This is a genomic window from Saccharothrix obliqua (assembly GCF_019375475.1).
Taxonomy (GTDB): Bacteria; Actinomycetota; Actinomycetes; order Mycobacteriales; family Pseudonocardiaceae; genus Actinosynnema; species Actinosynnema obliqua.
In genome coordinates this window covers 300,634-319,172 of the sequence record NZ_JAHXGQ010000004.1, presented here as the reverse complement: position 1 = coordinate 319,172, position 18,539 = coordinate 300,634, and the positions used below count along the sequence as shown (strand labels likewise).

Here is an 18,539-nt window from a genome sequence, read left to right as displayed (position 1 = left end):
GCGGCTGAAGAAAAACACTGCGTCGAACGAGTGAGGTTCGGGCGAGCCCGCATCGGTGTCGGCCGGTGCGGGCACCATCGATCGCGTGGACGTCGTGTCCGGGCGGGTGGTGTTCCACCGCGTCGACGTGGAATTGCCCGCGGTGCTGCCGCTGGTCCTGGCGCGCACCTACGCCTCCGGCAGCGCGGGCGGCCTCCACGGCCCCGGTTGGTCGTCCACGATGGACCAGCGGCTGGAGGTCGGCGACGCCGTCCGCTACCACGGCGACGGCCGGGTGCTGACCTACCGCGAGCCGGGGCTGCCCGAGCGCGGCACACCGCTGCGGTTGGTCGTGGACGGCGGCGAGTTCCTCCTGCGGGACACCAAGGCCGGCTGGACGAGGCACTTCGCGCCGAACCCGGCGGACGACCGGGTGCGGCCGATCACCGCCCTCACCGACCGCAACGGCAACCGCGTCGAGTTCCGCCGCGACCACGCGGGCGTGCCCGTGGAAGTGGTGCACTCCGGCGGGTACCGGGTGCTCGTGGACACCGAGCACGACGCGGCCGGTCCGCGGGTCACGGCGTTGCGCCTGGCCGACGTCGTGTTGGCGTGCTACCGGTACGACGACCCGGGCCGGCTCACCGAGGTGGTCGACACGACGTTCCTGCCGTTCCGCTACCGGTACGACGACGCCGACCGGGTCGCGGGGTGGACCGACCGCGAGGGTTTCCGCTACGCGTACACCTACCGCGCGGACGGCCGGGTCGTCCGCGGCGAGGGTGAGCGCGGTATCCGCTCGGCCACCGTCGACTATGACGTCGAGGGCCGGTCGACGACCGTCGTCGACAGCCTCGGCGGGCTCCGGGTGTTCCGCTACGACGTGTTCGGGAACGTGACCGAAGCGGTCGACCCGCGTGGCAACGTCGAACGCGCCGAGCACGACCGGCACCACCGGCTGCTGTCCCGCACCGACGGGCTCGGCCACACGACCCGCTGGACGCGGGACGAGGCGGGCGACCCGGTCCGCGTGGACCGGCCGGACGGCACCACCGTGACGGCCGAGTACAACGCCCTGCGCCGACCCACGCTGGTCGTCGGACCGGACGGCGCGCGGTACGGCTTCACCTACGACGAACGCGGGAACCTGTTGACCGCGACCGATCCGGGTGGTGCGGTCACCCGCCACACCTATGGCGAGCACGGGGAACTCCGGAGCACCGCGGACGCCCTGGGCAACGTCACGACGTTCAGCACCAACGCCGCGGGACTGCCGGTCGAGGTGGTCGACGCGGAGAACGCGCCGGTGCGGTACGAGGTGGACGCGCGTGGCCGCCTGGTGCGGGTGACCGACGTGCTCGGCGGCGTGACGGAAGTGGTGTGGGGCAACGCGGGCGGACCCGCCCGGTGCGTGTTCCCGGACGGGACCAGCCGGACGTGGAGCACGAACGGCAACGGTGACGTGGTGGCGACGACGGACCGCGCCGGTCACACCACCCGCTACGAAGTGGGGCCGTTCCACTTCGTGACCGCCCGCGTCGACCCGGACGGCGCGCGGCACGAGTACGCCCACGACACCGAACTCCGGCTGGTGGAGGTGGCCGACCCGCGGTTGCTGCGGTGGCGACGCGACTACGACGGTGCCGGGAACCTGGTGGCGGAACGGGACTTCAACGGCCGATCGGTGTTCTACGAGCACGACGCGGCGAACCGCCTGGTGCGCGTGGTGAACGGCGGTGGCCTGACGGTGGTCCGCGACGAGATGGGGCGCGTGGTGGCCGAACGCGCCGACGACGGGCAGCTCACGACGTTCGGGCACGACGCGGCGGGCAGGCTCGTCGTCGCCGTCGGGCCGGACGCGGAGCTGGTGATCACGCGGGACGCGGCGGGCCGGGTGGTCGCGGAATCGGTGAACGGGCGCACCGTCGCCACCACCCGGGATGCCTTGGGGCGCCGCACGTCCCGCACCACGCCTGCCGGCCGCGTCTCCCACCGGCGGTACGACCGGGTGGGGCTGCCGGTCCTCGTGGAGGTCGGTGGTCGGTCGCTTTCCGTTGACCACGACCCGTTGCGGCGCGAGACGTTCCTCGGGACGGCGGACGTGGGCGTGGTCAGCCGGTGGGACGCCGCGGGGCGCCTGGTGGCGCGGGAGGTGGCGGGTTTCACGCGGACCTGGCGGTACCGGGGCGACGGCGTGCCGGTGGAGGTGCGGGACGCGGAGGGCGTGCGGCGGTACGAGCTGGACGTGGCGGGTCGGGTCACGGCGGTGCGGGCGGAGGGGTGGCGTGAGAGCTACCGCTACGACCGGTCGGGCAACCCGTCGTTCGCCGTGGACACGCGGTCGGTGGACAGCGCGGCGTCCGGTCCCCGTGACCGCGCCGGGACGCTGGTGCGGCGGGCCGGTCGGGTGCTGCTCGACCACGACGCCCAGGGCCGTTTGGTGCGGGCGGTGCACTTCACGCTGACCGGTGCGCGGCGTACGGCGGTCTACGAGTACGACGTGCGCAACCGGCTGGTGGGGGCCGTGACGCCGACCGGTGAGCGCTGGCGTTACCGCTACGACCCGGTGGGCAGGCGGATCGCCAAGCAGCGGTGGTCGGCGGGCGAGGTGGTGGAGGAGGTGCGGTTCCACTGGGACGGCGGCGTGCTCGTCGAGCAGGAGCGGTCGGCGGGCGGGGCGGTCGTCACTACCACGTGGGAGCACGTCGACGGCGTGCCGATCACGCAGCAGGGCGGACCGGGCCGGTGGCGCCTGGTGGTCACGGACCCGGTGGGCGCGCCGACCGAGCTGGTCGCCCCGGACGGCCGGGTGGTGTGGCGGTTGCGGGCGAGCGCGCTGGGGGAGGAGCACCCGGTGGCGGGTGCCGAGGACTGCCCGTTGCGCGCGGGTGGCCGCTACCACGACCGGGAAACCGGTCTGCACCACGGTTCGGACGGCTGCCACGACCCGCGCACGGGGTGTCGGACGGCTCCCGCGCCGGTCGGCCCGGAACTGGATTTTTCCCGCCATCCGTACGTTTCGGGCCGCGCGTGGGACCGGTAGCGTGCGAAGGACGCCGCCGCATAGCCGCCCTGCACAAGGAGCGCACATGCGAATCGGGAAGACGCTCGGTGTCGCGTTGGCCGCCCTCGGTCTCGTGGGCGCGGTCGTGACCGCACCCGCGGTGGCCGCCCAGGCCGCGCCGCCGCAGATCCCGGCCGACAGCGTGATGGCCCACATACAGCAGTTCCAGACGATCGCCGACGGCAACGGCGGCAACCGGGCGCACGGCAGGCCCGGCTACCGGGCGTCGGCGGACTACGTGAAGGGCAAGCTGGACGCCGCCGGCTTCCGCACCACCCTCCAGGCGTTCCAGCACGCCGGCGCGACCGGCTGGAACGTGATCGCCGAGTGGCCGTTCGGTGACGCCAACCAGGTCGTGTTCCTGGGCGCCCACCTGGACTCCGTCACCGCCGGACCCGGTATCAACGACAACGCCTCCGGGTCGGCCGCCGTGCTGGAGACCGCGTTGACGTTGGCGCGGACCAAGCCGAACGTGCAGAAGCGCCTGAAGTTCGGCTGGTGGGGTGCGGAGGAGGCGGGCATGATCGGGTCCCGCTACTACACGAACTCGGTGCCCGCGGCCGAGCGGAGCCGGATCAAGGCGTACCTGAACTTCGACATGGTGGGTGCGCGCAACACGACCACGTGGGGTGTTTACACGGACAACGCCTCGTTGCGCCAGACGTTCGAGACGTGGTTCCGGGGGCAGAACCTCGCGACCCGCGGGGTGAACATCGCCGGTCGCAGCGACCACGCGTCGTTCGCCCGGATCGGGGTCCCGGTCAGCGGCATCACCAGCGGCAACGACCCGTGCTACCACTCGCGGTGCGACACGGTCACCAACGTCGCGTCCAACGTGATGGGCACCGCCACGAACGCGGCGGCCAACGTGGCGTGGCAGCTGGCCGGGGCGTGAGCCCGGTGCGGCTGGGCACCTGAGCCCTGAGGCACCCGAGGGCTTGGCGGCCCCGGGCTCCGGGCCCGGGGCATCCCCGGCCCCCGCGCCTCGGGCGCCCGGGTTCCGGTGCCCAGGACCCCGGGACCCTGGCTCTCGGACACCTGGGCCTCGGGCACCTGAATCCGGTGCCCGGGACCCCGGTTCTCGGGACCCTGGCTCTCGGGACCCCAGGCCCCGGGCTCTCGATCCCCGGCGCCTGGGCCCCGGGCCGGGCAATGCGCTTGACGTGCGATCAGTCGGCCTGTTCGATCGAACAGGCCGACTGATGGGAGCGCGTCGATGAAGGCCGGGATCACCATCCTGCCCGAGTACCGGTGGGCCGAGGCGAAACCGCGCTGGCAGGCCGCCGAGAGGTACGGGTTCGACCACGTCTGGACGTGGGACCACGTGGGCGGGACGGATTTCGTGGACGGTCCGTGGTTCGGGGCCGTGCCGACGCTCGCGCTGGCCGCCGAGGTGACGTCCCGGGTGGAACTGGGGTTGCTGGTGGCGTCGCCGAACTTCCGCCACCCGGTGCCGTTCGCGCGCGAGGTGACCGCGTTGGACGACGCGTCCGGCGGGCGGTTCACGCTCGGGATCGGCTCGGGTGGCGCCGGCGGGTACGACACGAAGGTGTTCGGCGGCACCAACCGGGTGACCAGTCCGTTCGGGCGGTACACCGAGTTCGTGGAGCTGTTGGACGAACTCCTCCGCCACGACGACGTGACGTGGTCCGGCGAGCACTACCGGGCCGAGGGCGCTCGCAACCTGCCGGGCTGCGTGCAGCGGCCCCGCGTGCCGTTCGTCCTGGCGGCCAACGGCCCGAAGGGCCTGCGCCTGGCGGCTCGGCGTGGCGAGGGGTGGGTGACCACCGGGCTGCACCGGGAGGGGTTGGCGGACTGGTGGTCGACGGTGGCCGAGTTGTCGGCGCGGATGGACGAGGTGCTGGCCGAGACGCCGGTGACCGGGTTCCGGCGGTTCCTGCAGACCGACGGCGCGCCGGTGTACTCGTTGTCCAGCACCGAGTGCTACCGCGACTTCCTCGGCCGGGCGGCCGAACTGGGCTTCACCGACGTGGCCGCGCCGTGGCCCCGCGAGGCGGGGCCGTACGCCGGGGATGAGGGAATCCTGGAAACCGTGGCGGCCGAGGTGCTGCCCGCCCTGCCCTGACCCGGCGGGTGGTTTCTTCAGGTAGGCGACGTTCTTGGGGAGTGTGCGTCAGTGGGTTTCGGTGGGGATCGGTTCGGGGTCGCGTCGGCGTAGTCGGCGCACGTCTCGGCTGCACACGGCCAGCAATGTCGCCGTCACCACCACTGCCGCGCCTGCCAGGAGGGTCGGGCCGGTACCGAACCGACCGCCCAACGGGCCGGCCGCTACTTGGCCGATGGGGATCGCGATGAACGAGCCGAGCATGTCGTAGGAGTACACGCGGGCCAGTTTTTGGGGCGGGATGTTTTGTTGGAGGGAGACGTCCCACGCCACCACGAAGACCTCGGTCGTCATGCCGACCACGAACATCGCGGCCAGCAGCGGCACGAGATGGGGTAGTTCGGCCAGCACCACCAGGGGCAGGGCTTCCGCGGTGATCAGCGCTACGCCGACCAGCAACGCCCGCTTCGGGCGGAATCGGGCTACCACCACGCCGCCGACCAGTGCGCCCAGCGTCTGCGCCCCGACGACGAACCCCCAGGCGGCGCGGCCGACGGTCTGGTCGGCGATCGCCGGACCGAGCACCACGACGCCGCCGCTGAGCACCGCGTTCACCACCATGAACTGGAGCACCACCACCCACACCCAGGTGTGCTCGGTGAATTCCCGCCACCCGTCGGCCAGGTCGCGCAGCACACCGACCTTCGCCGCCCGCTCCGGCCGCGGCACGCGGACCTGCCGGTAGGCGAACGCGGCGAACAGGAACAGGCACGCGTTGACCGCCATCGCCCAACCCGAGCCGAGCGCGCCGACCAGCACCCCACCCGCGGCGGCACCGGTGAAGCGGCCCGTGTTGACGCCCACCCTGGCCAGGGCGTTGGCCTGGGTCAGCAGGTTCGGTGGCACGGTCTGGGGTGTCAGCGCGGCGGCGGCCGGTAGGGACATCGCCGACGCCGTCCCGTTCACCACGCCCAGCACCACCAGCAACGGCAGGGAGACGAACTGGCCGAGCACGGCCGCGGCCAGTGCGGCCTGCGTGGTCGCGGCTACCAGGCCGGTGCCCTGGAGGATCACCGCGCGGGGCAGCCGGTCGGCGAGCATCCCGCCGAACAGCACCAGCACCACGACCGCGGTCGACCGCGCCCCCACCACGATGCCGAGGTCGACCAGGCTGCCGGTCATGTCCAGCACGGCGAACGCCAGAGCCACCGGAGCGATGCCGTTGGCCAACTCGGCGCAGCCGCGCCCGGTGATCAGCCACCGGAACACCGGCTCCCGCAGCGGCGTGAGCACGGCGCTCATGCTGGGACTCCCCGGCTCATCGCGTAGCCGGCGGATGCGAAGTCCCGTGAGGGGGAGGAGGTTGAGACCGGCAGGGTGGGGGCCGCCGGGGCCCAGGTGACGGCTGGGGCCGGTGGGGCTGCCGAGGCGGAACCGGTGGCGGTGGTGGGACCGCCGAGCGGTGCGGCAGGGCGCACGGCGGTGATCAGGATTCGCACATGTCCACCCTGCCGTGTGCGGTGTTCGGGGGAGCGGGTTTCGCCGAGCGCGATCAACCGCGGGGTCGGGGAAACGGGCGCCGGGAGCGGGGGTTGTCGGCGATTGGCGTATCCGGTGCGTCTGGGCGTCCTCATTTGTCTTGATGGGGGAGGGCTGCATGACCAATGGGGGACCGGTCGGGTTCCGGGAGGCGTTGGACTGGTTGGCGGCGTCGACTGGTGGCGCGCGGCTGCGGGGGCGGCTGGTGGTGGGGGGTCCCGGGGCCGGCAAGTCGCGGCTGTTGGGGCGGCTGGCCGGTATCGCGCGGCAGCGGGGTGTGGCGGTGGTGGCTGCCGCGGGGGATGGGCGGGATGTGCCGTTCAGCGCGTTGCGGGCCGGTGCTCGTCGGGCCGGCGACGTACCCACCGCCGCCGGTCAGGACGCGTTGTTGCTGTTGCGGGCCCTGTTGCACTCGTTCCTGGAACCCGGGAGGGGACCGGGCACCTCGCCGACCGAGCGGCACCGGGTTTATCGGACGGTGGGGGATCTGGTGGGTGCCCTGGCGAAGCCCGCCGGCTTGTTGATCGTGGTGGACGACGCGCACCTGGCCGACTCCGGTTCCTTGGAACTGTTGCGGCACCTGGTTCGGTGGGCTCCGGAGGGCGATGTGCTGGTCGTCGCCGCGCATCGGCCTGGTCCGTCGCCGTTCCCGGCTGACGGGGTTGTTCTCGCCCCGTTCGCCGTCGAGCCGCCCCTTCTGCCGTCGGAGGACTTGCTCGTGGCGCAGGCCGTGGCCGTGCTGGGTTCCGCTGAACCGCGCCTGGTGGCCGCCGTCGCGGCGACACCGCTGCCCGAGGTCCACGCCGCCCTGGCCCGGCTCACGGCTCGCGGCGTGCTGAGCGCCGGCACCGAACCGGCCTACCGGGAAACCCGGCTGCGGGAAGCGGTCCACGCCTCGGTGGACTGGCTGCCGACCGCCCACGCCCGCGCCATCCGCGCCCTGGTCGAGGACAACGCCCCGGTGGCGGTCCGCGCGCACCACGCCGCGCACGCCGAAGTCGGCGACCTGACCGCGGTGGCGGACCTGCTGGGCGCGGCCGACGTGTCGGCCGCCATCGCGCCCGCCGTCGCGGTGCGGCGGCTGACCGAGGCGTTGGGCCTGGTGCCGGACGCGCTCACCGCGACCCGGCAGCACGTCCTGCGCAAGCTCGTCACCGCCACCCAGGCCGCCGGGCTGCCCGACGACCACCACGCCGCCGCCCGCGCCGTGCTGGCCACCCACCCGCCGGACGGCGTGGAGATCGCCGTGCGCGCCGCCGCCGCACAACGCGCCCACGGCCGTCACGCCGACGCGACCGCCCTGCTCACCGCCGCCGAACCGCACACCGCCCGCGACCGGCTGCTGCGTGACATCGCCCTGGCCGACCACGCCGAAGCCGCGGCACGCGCGTTCGGCGACCCCGCTCTGCTGGCACGAGCCCTGACCGCTCGGCTCGCCACGCCGCCCTACGACCCGCACGCCCTGGCCGAAGCCGCCGAACTCGCCGACCGGACGCCGGACTGCCCCGTCGAGGCGTTGCTCGACCTGGCCCGCGCCGAGGTCACCCTCGAACGCCCCGCCGACGCGGTCCGGCACACCGAGCGCGCCATCCGCCTCGCCCGCCTCGACCGCGACGACCTCCTGGTCCCGCTCTGGCAGGTGCGCGGCGAGGCCCTGGAACGCCTCGGCCGGCTCGTGGAAGCCGACGAGTGCTTCACCGACGCCGCCGAGGCCGCCGCGTTGGCCGGGCTGCCGACGTCGCTCGCACTGGCCGGGAAGGCACGCGTCGCCCTGTGGCGCGGTGCGACCGAGACCGGCCTGGAACTCGCGGCGGAGGCGGTCGCCGGTGGCACGCCCCGTGCGCACGTGGCGCTCGCGCTGGCCCTGCTCCACGCGGGCGAGCCCGACCGCTGCGCCGACCACCTCGCGGAGGTCGGCGTGGCCGCGGTCCGGGACGACCCGGCGGCCGAGGTCGAGTGGTGTGCCCTGGCGGCGCTGGCGGAAGGCGCGCGTGACCGGGTGGCCGAGGCCGCCCGGTGGGCGGAGCGGGCACGTCGCGTCGCGGACGGCCTGCCCGCCGGGCTGCGTGGCGGGTACGCCCGGCTGGCGGAGGTCGGCGCGTTGCGGCACACCGACCCGGCCGCCGCCGCCACCGCGGCGACCGACGCGGCGACGGCGTTCGAGGCGCTGGGCAACCTGGTCCACGCCGGGCGCGCCCGGCTGATCGCCGCCGCCCTGCACCGGGCCGCCGGGTGGCCCCGGCCGGAGCGCCGGGAGCGCGAACGGGCCCGCGACCTGCTGGAGGCGTGTGAACCGGGTCTGAGCGAACGCCTGGCCGGCACGTGGGTCCCGGTGTCGGACTGCGGCCTGACGGAACGCGAGCACATGGTGCTGACCGTGCTGGCGGAGGGTTTGACGGCCGACGCCATCGCCCGCCGGATGGACATCTCACCACGCACCGTCCACCGCCACCTGCAACACCTCTACCGCAAGCTCGGCACCACCGACCGGTTGTCCGCGGTGCTCCGCGCCCAGTCCCTCGGGCTGCTGACCGGCGACTCGACCCCGGTCGACGGCTGACCGACCCCGTGGTGGGTAGTTGTGCCCATTCCGCTGTTCGCCGTCGCGCGCCACTGTTGACGGACCGCCGGTGGTCCACCGGCTCGTCAGGGGATACGTGGTCCGTTCCTGTTGTCCCCCAACGGGAAGGTGGCGGCGGCCCGGGACGGGTGGACCGCGCCGCGCCGTCCACCGCGTCGGCGGGCGTGCTGGGGGCGTTCGTCGGCACAACCCCGTCCGTGCGCACCTGTTGGCGCGCACGGACGGGGCCGGCCACGTGGCCGCGTTCGATTCGGAGCCCCGCATTGCGCTGCCCGAGTCGCCCCCGCTCGGGGCGAGTGACCACGACGTCCCGTTCGGACGGTGCGAAACCAGCACGTTAGGAGATATTTCTTACTTCGTGTCGGCGCGGTGTTGGGGGCGGCGATCCGACAAGATGGTGGTATGACCAGTGGCCGGAAAATCGTCGCGACCTGGTCCGCCCTGTCGGCGGACGAGTTGGCGGAGCAGGTGCGTGCGCACGTGCGGGTCTCCGACGGCACAACGCGTGCCGTGTGGGCTGCGGTGCGTGACGACCAGGTGCTCCGGGCGAGGGTGCGCGGTGCGCTGTCCGGTTTGAAGGCCGAGTTCCGCGGCCACCGGGACGAGGCGATGTGGTTGCTGTGGATCACCCGCGTGCAGCAGCAGTTGGCGGCCGAGCCGAAGCCCGCCGCGCCCGCGCCGGAACCCGAGCGGGACTGGGGTGTCGAGCCCGTCGCCGAGCAGGGGGAGGCCCCGGCGGTGACGCCCGTGGCGGCGCCGGCGGCCACGAAGCCCCGCCCGCAGGTGCCGATGGTGGTCTTCCAGACGCCCGCCGGCTGACGGCGGCACGCGGGCCGGCCGCGGCCCGCCGACAGGCAGGTGCCCTCGGCTGCCGGGTGTTCGCCGGCGGACGGGTCGCAGAAGGATGGGCGCTCGCGGGCGGACGGGTGTTCGCCGGCGGATGAACGCTCGCCGGGGATGGCGTTCGCGGGCGGACAGACCTCCGCCGGCGGAGGTGCGCGCGCCGGGCAAGCGGGTGTCCCCGGCCGACCGCTGCTCGCTCGCAGACAGATGTTTTCCGGCCACCGGAAGGCCACTGGCCGAACGGGCTGTGCCGCAGGTGGAAGACCGCCGGCTCACCGACGCGTGCCGTCACACAAGAGCGCGCCGGTCCGACGAGAGCGCCCGCTGCCGGTAGCCGCGCGGGCCGGCTCCGAAACCGGTGGGAGCGGAGCGTGGTTGTCGCGTCCCCCGCTCGTCCACTGTGGATCTCCACGACCCGGGTGCGCGTGCCCTCCCGTAGCCGCATGATTGCGACTCCCCGGGTCGAGTGAGTAACTCAGCGTCACCGTGGATATGCGGTTTCGCCCCCATGGTCACGCCATGCGTTCGTGCTCTCCGCATCATCGCGGAATTTGATGGGGCTGTATCGCTCGATCTTGTGAATGTTCCCGCGTGCAACAACTGAACACCACGATCGGGCGGTTAATCCGGGCCATCCGGATGAATTCGGCGCGTGAGAGGCAACCTGGGCGAGTGGTGTTGTCGCTCGTTACCGCCTCTCGCACAGGGTGACTGTTAGCTTCCCGACAGCGACAAAAGCTCTCCGTCCCCTGTGGAGGTTTTGGGATGAAACGCTTTGCCACGTTGGTCCTCGCCGCCCTCGCCACCACCGCGTTGACCGCGCCGGTGGCGAACGCGGCGGCCGGCGAGGTGATCGTCTACACCGCCGAGGTGGTGCCGGTCGCGGTGTTCAAAGACCCCAAGGGCTGCCACGCCGTCCCCAACGGCGCGCACGTCCTGGTGAACCGCACGGACGAGGAGGTCGAGGTGTACGGCGTGCCGGGCTGCCTCGGGCTGCCGATCCTCGCCGTGGAGAAGTCCTACGGGTCCCACGTGCCGCCTGCCGCGGCGTCGTTCCGGGCGTGAGGGGGCGAACCGCAAACCATGGGGCACAAGGCACACCGATGTGGTGGGAAGGGCGCGCGTGACAGTCGATCTCGTCGTCGTGGGAGTCGGTTACGTCGGACTGCCACTGGCGGCCGCGGCCAGTGCCGCAGGGCTGTCGGTCATCGGCTACGACATCTCGCCCGCCGTGCGGGAGGCCGTCGAAGCCGGTCGGCCGCACATCCCGGACGTGCTGCCCACCCAGCTGGAAGCCATGCTGGACCGGGGTTTCACCGTCACCGACGACCCGTCCGCGATCACCACCGCGGACACCGTCGTGATCTGCGTCCCGACCGGGCTCGACCCCGACGGCCGCCCGGACCTGTCGGCCGTCCGCTCCGCCGCCGCGACGGTGTCCGACCACCTGCGACCCGGGACCCTCGTCGTGCTGGAGTCCACCAGCTTCCCCGGCACCACCGACGAGGTGGTGCGGCCCGTCCTGGAGCGGCACGGCCTCGTCGCGGGTGAGGACTTCCCGCTCGCCTACTCGCCGGAACGCGTCGACCCGGGCAACCGCAAGTACGGCATCCGCAACACACCCAAGGTGGTCAGCGGCCACACCCCGTTGTGCGCCAAGCACTGCGCGGCGTTCTACGGCCGGTTCGTGGAGCACGTGGTGGTCGCCCGCGGCACCCGTGAGGCCGAGATGGCGAAGCTGCTGGAGAACACCTACCGGTACGTGAACATCGCGCTGGTCAACGAGATCACCGTGTTCTGCGACCGGCTGGGCCTGGACGTGTGGGACGTGCTGCACTGCGCGTCGACCAAACCGTTCGGCTTCGCGCCCTTCACGCCGAGCGCGGGCGTCGGTGGCCACTGCATCCCCATCGACCCGCGCTACCTCCTGGACAAGGCCCACCGCGAGGGCGCCCGGCTCAGCGTCGTGGAAGCGGCCCGCGACGTGGACCGCGCCATGCCCGCCTACCTGGTGGACCGCGTGGCGCGCCTGCTCGCCGAGGACGGGCGGCCCCTCGCGGGCTCGACGGTCCTGCTGCTCGGCGTCTCCTACAAGGCCGACGTGCCCGACACCCGGGAATCAGCCGCCATCCGGGTCGCCGACGGCCTCACCGCCCTGGGCGCCCGGGTCACCTACCACGACCCGGTGGCGGGCGGGGTGCCGCGCCTCGGCCCGCCCGCACCGGACCTCGACTCGGCGTTGCGCTCGGCGGACGTCTGCGTACTGCTGGTGCCGCACCGCGATTACGACCTCGGCCACCTCGCGCGGGCCGCCCGGCTGCTGCTCGACGTCACGGGCCGGGTGCCCGGAGGGGAGGTCCAGCGCCTCTGACCACCCTCGGCCGAGGGAACCCGTCCCCGGACGGGGTTCGATCACCGCACAACGCAAAGGAAGTGGGCAGAAGATGACCACGGCTGTCAAGAACGAGCGGCTCGACAAGCGCTTCGACAAGTGGGACGTCGACGGCAACGGCACCATCGAGCGCGCGGACCTGGAGAACGAGGCGCAGCGCATCCTCAAGGCGTTCGGCGAGGCGCCGACCTCGCCGCAGGGCCGCGCGGTGGTGGACGCGTTCCGCGGCCTGTACGAGTACCTGGCGGAGCGGGCGGGCGTCGGCGCGACCGGCAAGCTGGACCGCACGCGGTTCCAGCAGATCGTGGAGACCGAGGTGTTCGAGGGCGGTGACGCGGGCTTCGGCCGCGTCGTGCGCCCGACGATCCAGGCCATCCTCAACCTCTGCGACACGGACGGCGACGGCGAGATCAGCCGCCCCGAGTTCACCCGCTGGCTGAACGCGATCGGCGTCGACCGCTCGCAGGCCGACGAGGCGTTCCGCAAGATCGACACCAACGGCAACGGCTCGCTCACGGTGGACGAGCTGGTGACCGCGGTCAAGGAGTTCCACTTCGGCACCCTCGACGTGGAGCTGCTGGGCTGAGCACACGGCAGGAGGGCCCCGGGTGATCCCCGGGGCCCTCCTCGCGTGCTCAGCCCGAATGCGCGGGTGTCGGCGGGTGGAACACCACGGACCGCTCCGGGCCCATGCCGACCTCCGGTCCCGTGCGCGGCACCGGGCTGCTGATCAGGATGTTGTAGTGGTTGGGGAAGTGGCACGCGTCGAAGCCCAGCACGGTGCCGACCAAGCGGCCGTCCACCCACACCTCGTCACCGCGGTCGATCACCCCGGCGTTGCCGATCTCCACGAAACCCAGGAAGCCCACGCGGTCGATGCTCGCGTCGCCCACCGCGTGGTCGGTGGTCACCAACTCGTGCACCTCGCCCCGCCGCACGCAGCGGCTCGCGAACGGCTCCAGGCTCATCCCGCGGTCGTCCCGGCGGTGCACCAGGACCTTCACCACCTTGCCGCCGACCGCCCGCTTCGGTCCGTTCTCCAGCGTCGTCACGCGCCCTTCTCCTCCCGGTACACCTGGTCCACCAGGGCCAGCGCGGCGAGCCCGCCGTCAGCCCGGTGGCCGCTCGCCACGGCGCGGGCGAAGTCGTGCAGCACGCCCGCGTACTCGTGCCACAGCGAACCCTTGAACTCGTCGTAGCCGGCGAGCATGTCCGCGCGCAGCACCGAGCCGTCCACCAGCTGGACCTCGACGTCCTTCACCTCGCCGGGGAACGACCAGTCCAGCTCCACCACCGCGGGCGCGCGACCGCGCACGTTCAGCACCGCCTGCCGGTCCACGCCCGCCGAGTCGCGCACCACCACCGCCGACTCCAACGCCAGCGGTCCCAGGAACAGCCGCGCCACGTCCAGCGCGTTGGGCCCGTTGTCGGCGACGCAGCCGCCGCCGCTGCGCGCCATGTCCAGGTACCACCGGTCACGACCCACGTGGTCTTCGATGCGCTCCAGGTAGCGCACGGTCAGCGATTCCACCGGCGCGGCCTTCGCCAGTTCCTCGCGCAGCGCGCGGACGTGCCGGTTGTACCGGCGGTGGAACGCGGTGAACAGCAACCCGCCGCGCGCCACCAGGTCGCGCCCGTCGGCGAGGCTGGTGGCCAGCGGTTTCTCCACGCACACCGGCAGTCCCGCGTCCAGCACGTCGCCCACGATCTCCGCGTGCACGTCGTTCGGCGCGGTCACCACCACGGCGTCCAGGCCGCCGTCCGCGAGCATCGCGCGGTGGTGCAGGTAGTCGCGGGCCTCGTGACCCACCAGCGCCTCGCGGTCCACGTCGCACACCGCGGCCAGCTCGTACTCCGGCAGCTCCGCGATCGCCGCCAGGTAGTACCGGGAGATCACGCCCAGGCCGACGACGCCGACGCGGATCACCCGGCCGCCCGCAGGTCCGGCGCGAGCCCGCGCAGCTCCTCGTACAGCTCGTCGGGCAGCGGCACGCCGTGCGCCCGCCGCCACCGCGCCCGCTCCGCCTCGGGCCGGCCGGGGTAGCTGACGGGTTCGCCGCCGTCGACCGGCGGGCAGTCCAGCAACGCGCCGAACAGCCGGTCGGCGTCCGCCGCGAACCCCGGCCGCAGCAGGTCCGGCGCGACGGCCAGCGCCAGCACACCGATGTCGTCGTCCGCGTCGCCCTCGGACGCGGGGCCGAGCGCGGCGCCGGACACCAGGGCGGACAGCACCTCGACCAGCAGGCCGAGCCCGAAACCCTTGTGGGCGCCGGTTTCCGGGCTGCCGCCCAGCCACAGCAGGCGTGCCTCGCCGCGGTCGAAGGCGGTCGGGTCGGTGACCGGTGTGCCGTCCGCCGCGGCCAGCCAGCCGGGCGGGATGTCGCGGCCCTCCCGCGCCGCCGCGCGCACCCGCCCGGTGGGCACCACCGTGGTGCTCATGTCCAGCACGAACGGGTGCCGGTCGCCCGCCGGGCAGGCCAGGGCGAGCGGGTTGGTGCCGAGCACCGGCCGCGACCCGCCCGGCGGCGGTGCGATCCGCTGGCCGCCGCAGTTCGACGTGACCAGGCCGACCATGCCGTGCGGCACGGCGCGGGCGGCGTGGAAGCCCGCGCACCCGATGTGCGTCGCGCCGCGCAGCGACACCATGCCGATGCCGTGCCGCGCCGCGCGTGCCGCCGCCAGGTCCACCGCCTGCGCCGCCGACCACAGGCCCAGCGCGCGTCGCGCGTCGGCGTGCACGCTCGCACCCAGGTCCGCCGTCACCACCATGTCCGCGGCCGGGTCGGCGCGGCCGGATTCGAGCAGCGGCAGGTAGAGGCGGGTCAGGTTGACCAGGCCGTGCGACGTGACGCCGGTCAGGTCGCCGTGGCACAACGCCTCGGCGGCCGTGGCGGCCCGGTCCGGTGGCACGCCGCGCCCGACGAACACGTCGGTGACGGTGGCCAGCAGGGCGGGGTAGGGGACGACTGCGGTCACGTTCCTCCGTTCCGGGCGAACCGCACGACGATGTCCCGCACCACGGCCGAGAACCGGTCCAGGTCCTCGACGTCGGCGTGCTCGCCGCGCGCGTGCGCCTTGTTGGCGTCCAGCGATCCGGGGCCCAGCACGACGGTCCGGGTGCCCGGCACGTCGGCCAGCCAGATGGCGTCACAGGTGAAGGCGGGCAGGTGCGCGGGCCAGCGGGGCACCAGCCCGTCCAGCAGCGGCACGTCCCGCGCGGGCAGGGCGGGCAGGCCGTGCTTGCGCCACTCCAGGCACGTCACGGCCGCGGCGTCCACGGCGGTGCGGTGGAACGGCGGCACGTTGCGGAACCGGCGGGTGAACTCGGCCAGCCCGGACACCAGCGCCTTCTCCAGCGCCGCGGTCAGCACGCGTGCCGAGTCCGCGCTGCCGTAGGACAGGTTCAGCAGCAGCTCACCCGAGCCGTAGACCCGGTTGTGCTGCCGGCCGGTGTGCAGGCCCGCGACGCACACCTGGCCGTCCGGCACGCGCACCAGCTCGCCCGCGATGTGCTGCGCCAGGAAACCCAGCAGCACGGTGGCGTTGTGACCGGCGTGCGGCTGGTCGTCGACGGCGTCCTCGCCCTTGACGCGCACGCACGCCGTCATGGCGGCGGTGCAGCGCGGCAGGTAGCGCAGCCCGGTGGGCTCGCAGAACACGTTGAGCGAACCGTGGTGGCCGGCCTCGACCAGCGGGCGGGTGCCGTACACGCCCATCGCGCCGCCCTCCTCGCCGGACACCGCCTGCACGACCACCGAGACGTCGCGACCGACCGCCGGGTCCTCGGCCGCCGCCCGGATGCCCGCCAGCAACGCCACGGCGGGCCCCTTCGCGTCGATCGCGCCGCGGCCCAGGAACCGCCTGCCGTCGAAACCGGCCGGTTCGAACGGCGCGACCGCGTCCAGGTGGACGTTGAACATCACGGTCGGCCCGGCCTCGCCCAGCCGCAGCACGAGGTTCGGTTGGCACGCCAGGAAAGCCGGGTCCGCCGCCACGGCCGCGCGCACCGCGGCGGGCACGGGTCCGCGCAGGTCCTCCGGGCGGGGCGCGGCGAAGTGCGCGGTCCGCAGCCCGATGTCGTGCGCGGCCTCCTCGTAGGCGCCCATGGCCTCCCACAGCCGCACCTCGCCGGAGGTCTCCAGCGGGCCGGCGGTGGGCAGGTCGAGCAGCCGCAGCAGGAGGTCGCGGTCCGCTGCGATCACCGCAGCAGCCGGGCCATCGCCCGGCCTGCCCCGGTGAACGCCGCCGCCGCGCCCGGCGCCAGTTCGCCGGACCGGTGCGGTTGCAGCGACACGTGGGGCTCCAGCGACCACGCGCCCGCGTAACCCGCCGCGCGCAGGAGCGCGACGCAGTCGGCGACCCGCGCGTCGCCCCGGCCCGGTGGCACGAACCGGTCACCGACCGCGTCCTTGACGTGCACGTGGACCACGTGCGGCGCGACCCGCTCCAGCAAGGCGAACCCGTCGTAGCCGTGGGCGACGCCGTTGCCGGTGTCGAACAACAGCTTCAGCGCCGGGTTGTCCACCCGAGCCAGCAGCTCCAGCGCCCGGTCCGCGCTCGTGGCGGCCCAGCCCGCGCAGTTCTCGTGCGCCAGCACGACACCCGCCGACGCGGCGATCTCCGCCAGCGCCGCCACGCGGGCCACGACCCGGTCGCGCCAGTCCGGCTCGGCGAGGCCGTCGTTCGGGTAGGACATGATCCGCACCAGCCGCGTGCCCAGCTCGTCGCAGCGGCGCAGCAGCACGTCCAGCTCGGCGAGGTCGTCGTCGAACGGCGCGGTCACCGGGCGGGCCCAGCCGCCGATCCGGGACGCCAGGCACACCGCCGTGACACCCCGGTCGGACAACGCCTTCGCGACGTCGGTGAACGCCCGGTCGGACAGGTCGGCGACGGGCACGCCGCCCACGGACCGCAGCTCCACCGCCGACCAGCCGAGGTCGGCGAGCACCGCGAGCTGACCCGGCAGGTCGTGCGCCGCCTCGTCGGTGATGCCGGCGAGCACGTCACCGCGCATGGGCCGCCGCCGCGGTCTCCGCGCGCGCGGCGGCCACCACCGGCTCGGCGCAGATGTTCTTGGCCACGGACAGCAGCTGCACCACGTCGGTGGCGAACGCGAAACCACGCGCGTGCTGGTCGCCGACACCGCGGAAGAGCTGGTAGGCGCGGATCACCCACTCCGTCAACGAGTCGTCGCGCAGCACCTCGTGCTCACGGCGGCCGTTGCGGGTGACGGTGAGCTGCGAGTGGTCGTCGTCGGCGCTGACCGCGTAGTGGCCGACCACCGAGGCGTGCTCGAACTGCACCGTGATCCGGCGTTCCCGCACCGGGGACGTCAGGTCGGAGCTGATCTCGGTGCGCACGCCGCTGTTGTGCCGCAGCCCGACCCGCGCGCCGCCCATCCGGGGCACGACCACGTCGCCCACCACCAGGTCGTGGCCCGCGGCGTGGGTGACGCGCGCGTTGCCCGCGAGCCGCAGCGCGAGGCCGACGCCGTGCGGCAGCTCGACGTCGAACGCGGTGGGGTGGCTCGGCCGGGTCAGCGACCGGCGGAACCGGGGCTTGTTCTGCACGATCGCGATGGACCGCGGCTCGCCCAGCGCGCCGCCGCGCACCAGCTCGGTCAGCCGCGCGGTGAGCGAGCTGGTCAACCAGGGCTCGACCACGGCGATGCGCAACGCGTGCTTGCGGCGCAGGCGGATGATGCGGGCCAGGTCGTCGGTGTCGGCGGCGAGCGGCTTCTCCACGACCAGGTGGCGGAAACCACGCTCGGCGAGTTCGCCGATCACCTCGGTGCGGACGGTCGGCGGCGTGCAGACGTGGGCCACCGCGTCGGCCGGGTCGAGCAGCGCGGCGGCCTCGGCGATGCTGGTCGCGGTGACCAGGCCGGGTCGGTCGCCGAGCACCCGGCGCGGGTCGCACGCCACGACCGGCTCATCCCCGAAGAGCTGCCGCGCGGCGGCGCGGGCCCGCGCGAGCACGGGCAGGTGCAGCTCCGCACCGGCGCGGCCGAGTCCAACGACGAGTGTTCGCACCATTGAGTCCCTGTGTTCGGTGGTGTTCGCAGGACGAATGAATA

Annotated in this window: 15 protein-coding genes; 8 read left to right on the top strand and 7 right to left on the bottom strand. The window is 73.7% G+C overall.

Annotation, left to right across the window (positions count from 1 at the left end; genetic code table 11):
• Positions 1 to 85: 85 nt before the first annotated feature.
• The 3 genes from KZQ38_RS37090 to KZQ38_RS14835 all read left to right on the top strand — a co-directional run bounded on the left by KZQ38_RS37090 (position 86) and on the right by KZQ38_RS14835 (position 5,129).
• Positions 86 to 3,022 carry a DUF6531 domain-containing protein gene (locus tag KZQ38_RS37090; RefSeq protein WP_219442392.1) on the top strand — a complete coding sequence of 979 codons (2,937 nt, stop codon included), beginning with the start codon at positions 86 to 88 and terminating at the stop codon, positions 3,020 to 3,022.
• 46 nt (positions 3,023 to 3,068) lie between these two features.
• The gene (locus KZQ38_RS14840; RefSeq protein ID WP_219442390.1) at positions 3,069 to 3,938 is read left to right on the top strand and encodes a M20/M25/M40 family metallo-hydrolase; all 870 of its coding nucleotides are present in this window, start codon (positions 3,069 to 3,071) and stop codon (positions 3,936 to 3,938) included.
• A 321-nt stretch (positions 3,939 to 4,259) separates the two neighbouring features.
• Entirely contained in the window at positions 4,260 to 5,129 is an 870-nt protein-coding gene (locus KZQ38_RS14835) for an LLM class flavin-dependent oxidoreductase (RefSeq protein WP_219442387.1), read from the top strand.
• 48 nt (positions 5,130 to 5,177) lie between these two features.
• Here KZQ38_RS14835 and KZQ38_RS14830 read toward each other — a convergent pair whose 3' ends face one another.
• A complete protein-coding gene (locus KZQ38_RS14830) occupies positions 5,178 to 6,410 on the bottom strand; it encodes an MFS transporter (RefSeq protein WP_219442385.1) in 1,233 nt (410 codons plus the stop codon).
• Positions 6,411 to 6,765: 355 nt separating this feature from the next.
• Here KZQ38_RS14830 and KZQ38_RS14825 point away from each other — a divergent pair, with 355 nt between their 5' ends.
• The 5 genes from KZQ38_RS14825 (at position 6,766) to KZQ38_RS14805 (ending at position 13,049) form a co-directional block, all read left to right on the top strand.
• Positions 6,766 to 9,207 (top strand): helix-turn-helix transcriptional regulator, encoded by a 2,442-nt coding sequence (locus KZQ38_RS14825; protein WP_219442376.1) that lies wholly within the window; start codon positions 6,766 to 6,768, stop codon positions 9,205 to 9,207.
• Positions 9,208 to 9,630: 423 nt separating this feature from the next.
• The gene (locus KZQ38_RS14820) at positions 9,631 to 10,047 is read left to right on the top strand and encodes a hypothetical protein (protein ID WP_219442374.1); all 417 of its coding nucleotides are present in this window, start codon (positions 9,631 to 9,633) and stop codon (positions 10,045 to 10,047) included.
• A 789-nt stretch (positions 10,048 to 10,836) separates the two neighbouring features.
• Positions 10,837 to 11,136: a hypothetical protein gene (locus KZQ38_RS14815; RefSeq protein ID WP_219442372.1), complete on the top strand. Its 300-nt coding sequence runs from the start codon at positions 10,837 to 10,839 to the stop codon at positions 11,134 to 11,136.
• Positions 11,137 to 11,194: 58 nt separating this feature from the next.
• Positions 11,195 to 12,442, top strand: a complete 1,248-nt coding sequence (locus KZQ38_RS14810; protein WP_219442370.1) for a nucleotide sugar dehydrogenase — start codon at positions 11,195 to 11,197, stop codon at positions 12,440 to 12,442.
• Between the two features lie 73 nt (positions 12,443 to 12,515).
• A complete protein-coding gene (locus tag KZQ38_RS14805) occupies positions 12,516 to 13,049 on the top strand; it encodes an EF-hand domain-containing protein (RefSeq protein WP_219442368.1) in 534 nt (177 codons plus the stop codon).
• Between the two features lie 49 nt (positions 13,050 to 13,098).
• On the opposite strand, the gene KZQ38_RS14800 is transcribed toward KZQ38_RS14805, so the two are convergent.
• The 6 genes from KZQ38_RS14800 to KZQ38_RS14775 are packed head-to-tail and all read right to left on the bottom strand — an operon-like array spanning position 13,099 to position 18,498.
• Positions 13,099 to 13,515 (bottom strand): DUF6917 domain-containing protein, encoded by a 417-nt coding sequence (locus tag KZQ38_RS14800; RefSeq protein ID WP_219442366.1) that lies wholly within the window; start codon positions 13,513 to 13,515, stop codon positions 13,099 to 13,101.
• Positions 13,512 to 14,390 carry a Gfo/Idh/MocA family protein gene (locus KZQ38_RS14795; RefSeq protein WP_372452242.1) on the bottom strand — a complete coding sequence of 293 codons (879 nt, stop codon included), beginning with the start codon at positions 14,388 to 14,390 and terminating at the stop codon, positions 13,512 to 13,514. The genes KZQ38_RS14800 and KZQ38_RS14795 overlap by 4 nt, the downstream gene beginning before the upstream one ends.
• Positions 14,387 to 15,439, bottom strand: coding sequence for an Ldh family oxidoreductase (locus tag KZQ38_RS14790; protein ID WP_219442363.1), 1,053 nt, complete (start codon positions 15,437 to 15,439; stop codon positions 14,387 to 14,389). The genes KZQ38_RS14795 and KZQ38_RS14790 overlap by 4 nt, the downstream gene beginning before the upstream one ends.
• On the bottom strand, positions 15,436 to 16,665 hold the full coding sequence (locus tag KZQ38_RS14785; RefSeq protein ID WP_219442361.1) for a M20/M25/M40 family metallo-hydrolase: 1,230 nt from the start codon (positions 16,663 to 16,665) through the stop codon (positions 15,436 to 15,438). Before KZQ38_RS14785 ends, KZQ38_RS14790 begins: the two co-directional genes overlap by 4 nt.
• Positions 16,662 to 17,477 carry a sugar phosphate isomerase/epimerase family protein gene (locus KZQ38_RS14780; RefSeq protein ID WP_219442359.1) on the bottom strand — a complete coding sequence of 272 codons (816 nt, stop codon included), beginning with the start codon at positions 17,475 to 17,477 and terminating at the stop codon, positions 16,662 to 16,664. The genes KZQ38_RS14785 and KZQ38_RS14780 overlap by 4 nt, the downstream gene beginning before the upstream one ends.
• Positions 17,467 to 18,498 carry a Gfo/Idh/MocA family protein gene (locus KZQ38_RS14775; protein ID WP_219442357.1) on the bottom strand — a complete coding sequence of 344 codons (1,032 nt, stop codon included), beginning with the start codon at positions 18,496 to 18,498 and terminating at the stop codon, positions 17,467 to 17,469. Before KZQ38_RS14775 ends, KZQ38_RS14780 begins: the two co-directional genes overlap by 11 nt.
• Between the last annotated feature and the right edge of the window lie 41 nt (positions 18,499 to 18,539).

What these genes read in the sequence shown, in the direction of transcription:
- KZQ38_RS14775 (WP_219442357.1), bottom strand. Translation starts at nt 18,498, where the DNA reads ATGGTGCGAACACTCGTCGTTGGACTCGGCCGCGCCGGTGCGGAGCTG.
- KZQ38_RS14835 (WP_219442387.1), top strand. Translation starts at nt 4,260, where the DNA reads ATGAAGGCCGGGATCACCATCCTGCCCGAGTACCGGTGGGCCGAGGCG.
- KZQ38_RS14825 (WP_219442376.1), top strand. Translation starts at nt 6,766, where the DNA reads ATGACCAATGGGGGACCGGTCGGGTTCCGGGAGGCGTTGGACTGGTTG.
- KZQ38_RS14805 (WP_219442368.1), top strand. Translation starts at nt 12,516, where the DNA reads ATGACCACGGCTGTCAAGAACGAGCGGCTCGACAAGCGCTTCGACAAG.
- KZQ38_RS14820 (WP_219442374.1), top strand. Translation starts at nt 9,631, where the DNA reads ATGACCAGTGGCCGGAAAATCGTCGCGACCTGGTCCGCCCTGTCGGCG.
- KZQ38_RS14780 (WP_219442359.1), bottom strand. Translation starts at nt 17,477, where the DNA reads ATGCGCGGTGACGTGCTCGCCGGCATCACCGACGAGGCGGCGCACGAC.
- KZQ38_RS14840 (WP_219442390.1), top strand. Translation starts at nt 3,069, where the DNA reads ATGCGAATCGGGAAGACGCTCGGTGTCGCGTTGGCCGCCCTCGGTCTC.
- KZQ38_RS14830 (WP_219442385.1), bottom strand. Translation starts at nt 6,410, where the DNA reads ATGAGCGCCGTGCTCACGCCGCTGCGGGAGCCGGTGTTCCGGTGGCTG.
- KZQ38_RS14815 (WP_219442372.1), top strand. Translation starts at nt 10,837, where the DNA reads ATGAAACGCTTTGCCACGTTGGTCCTCGCCGCCCTCGCCACCACCGCG.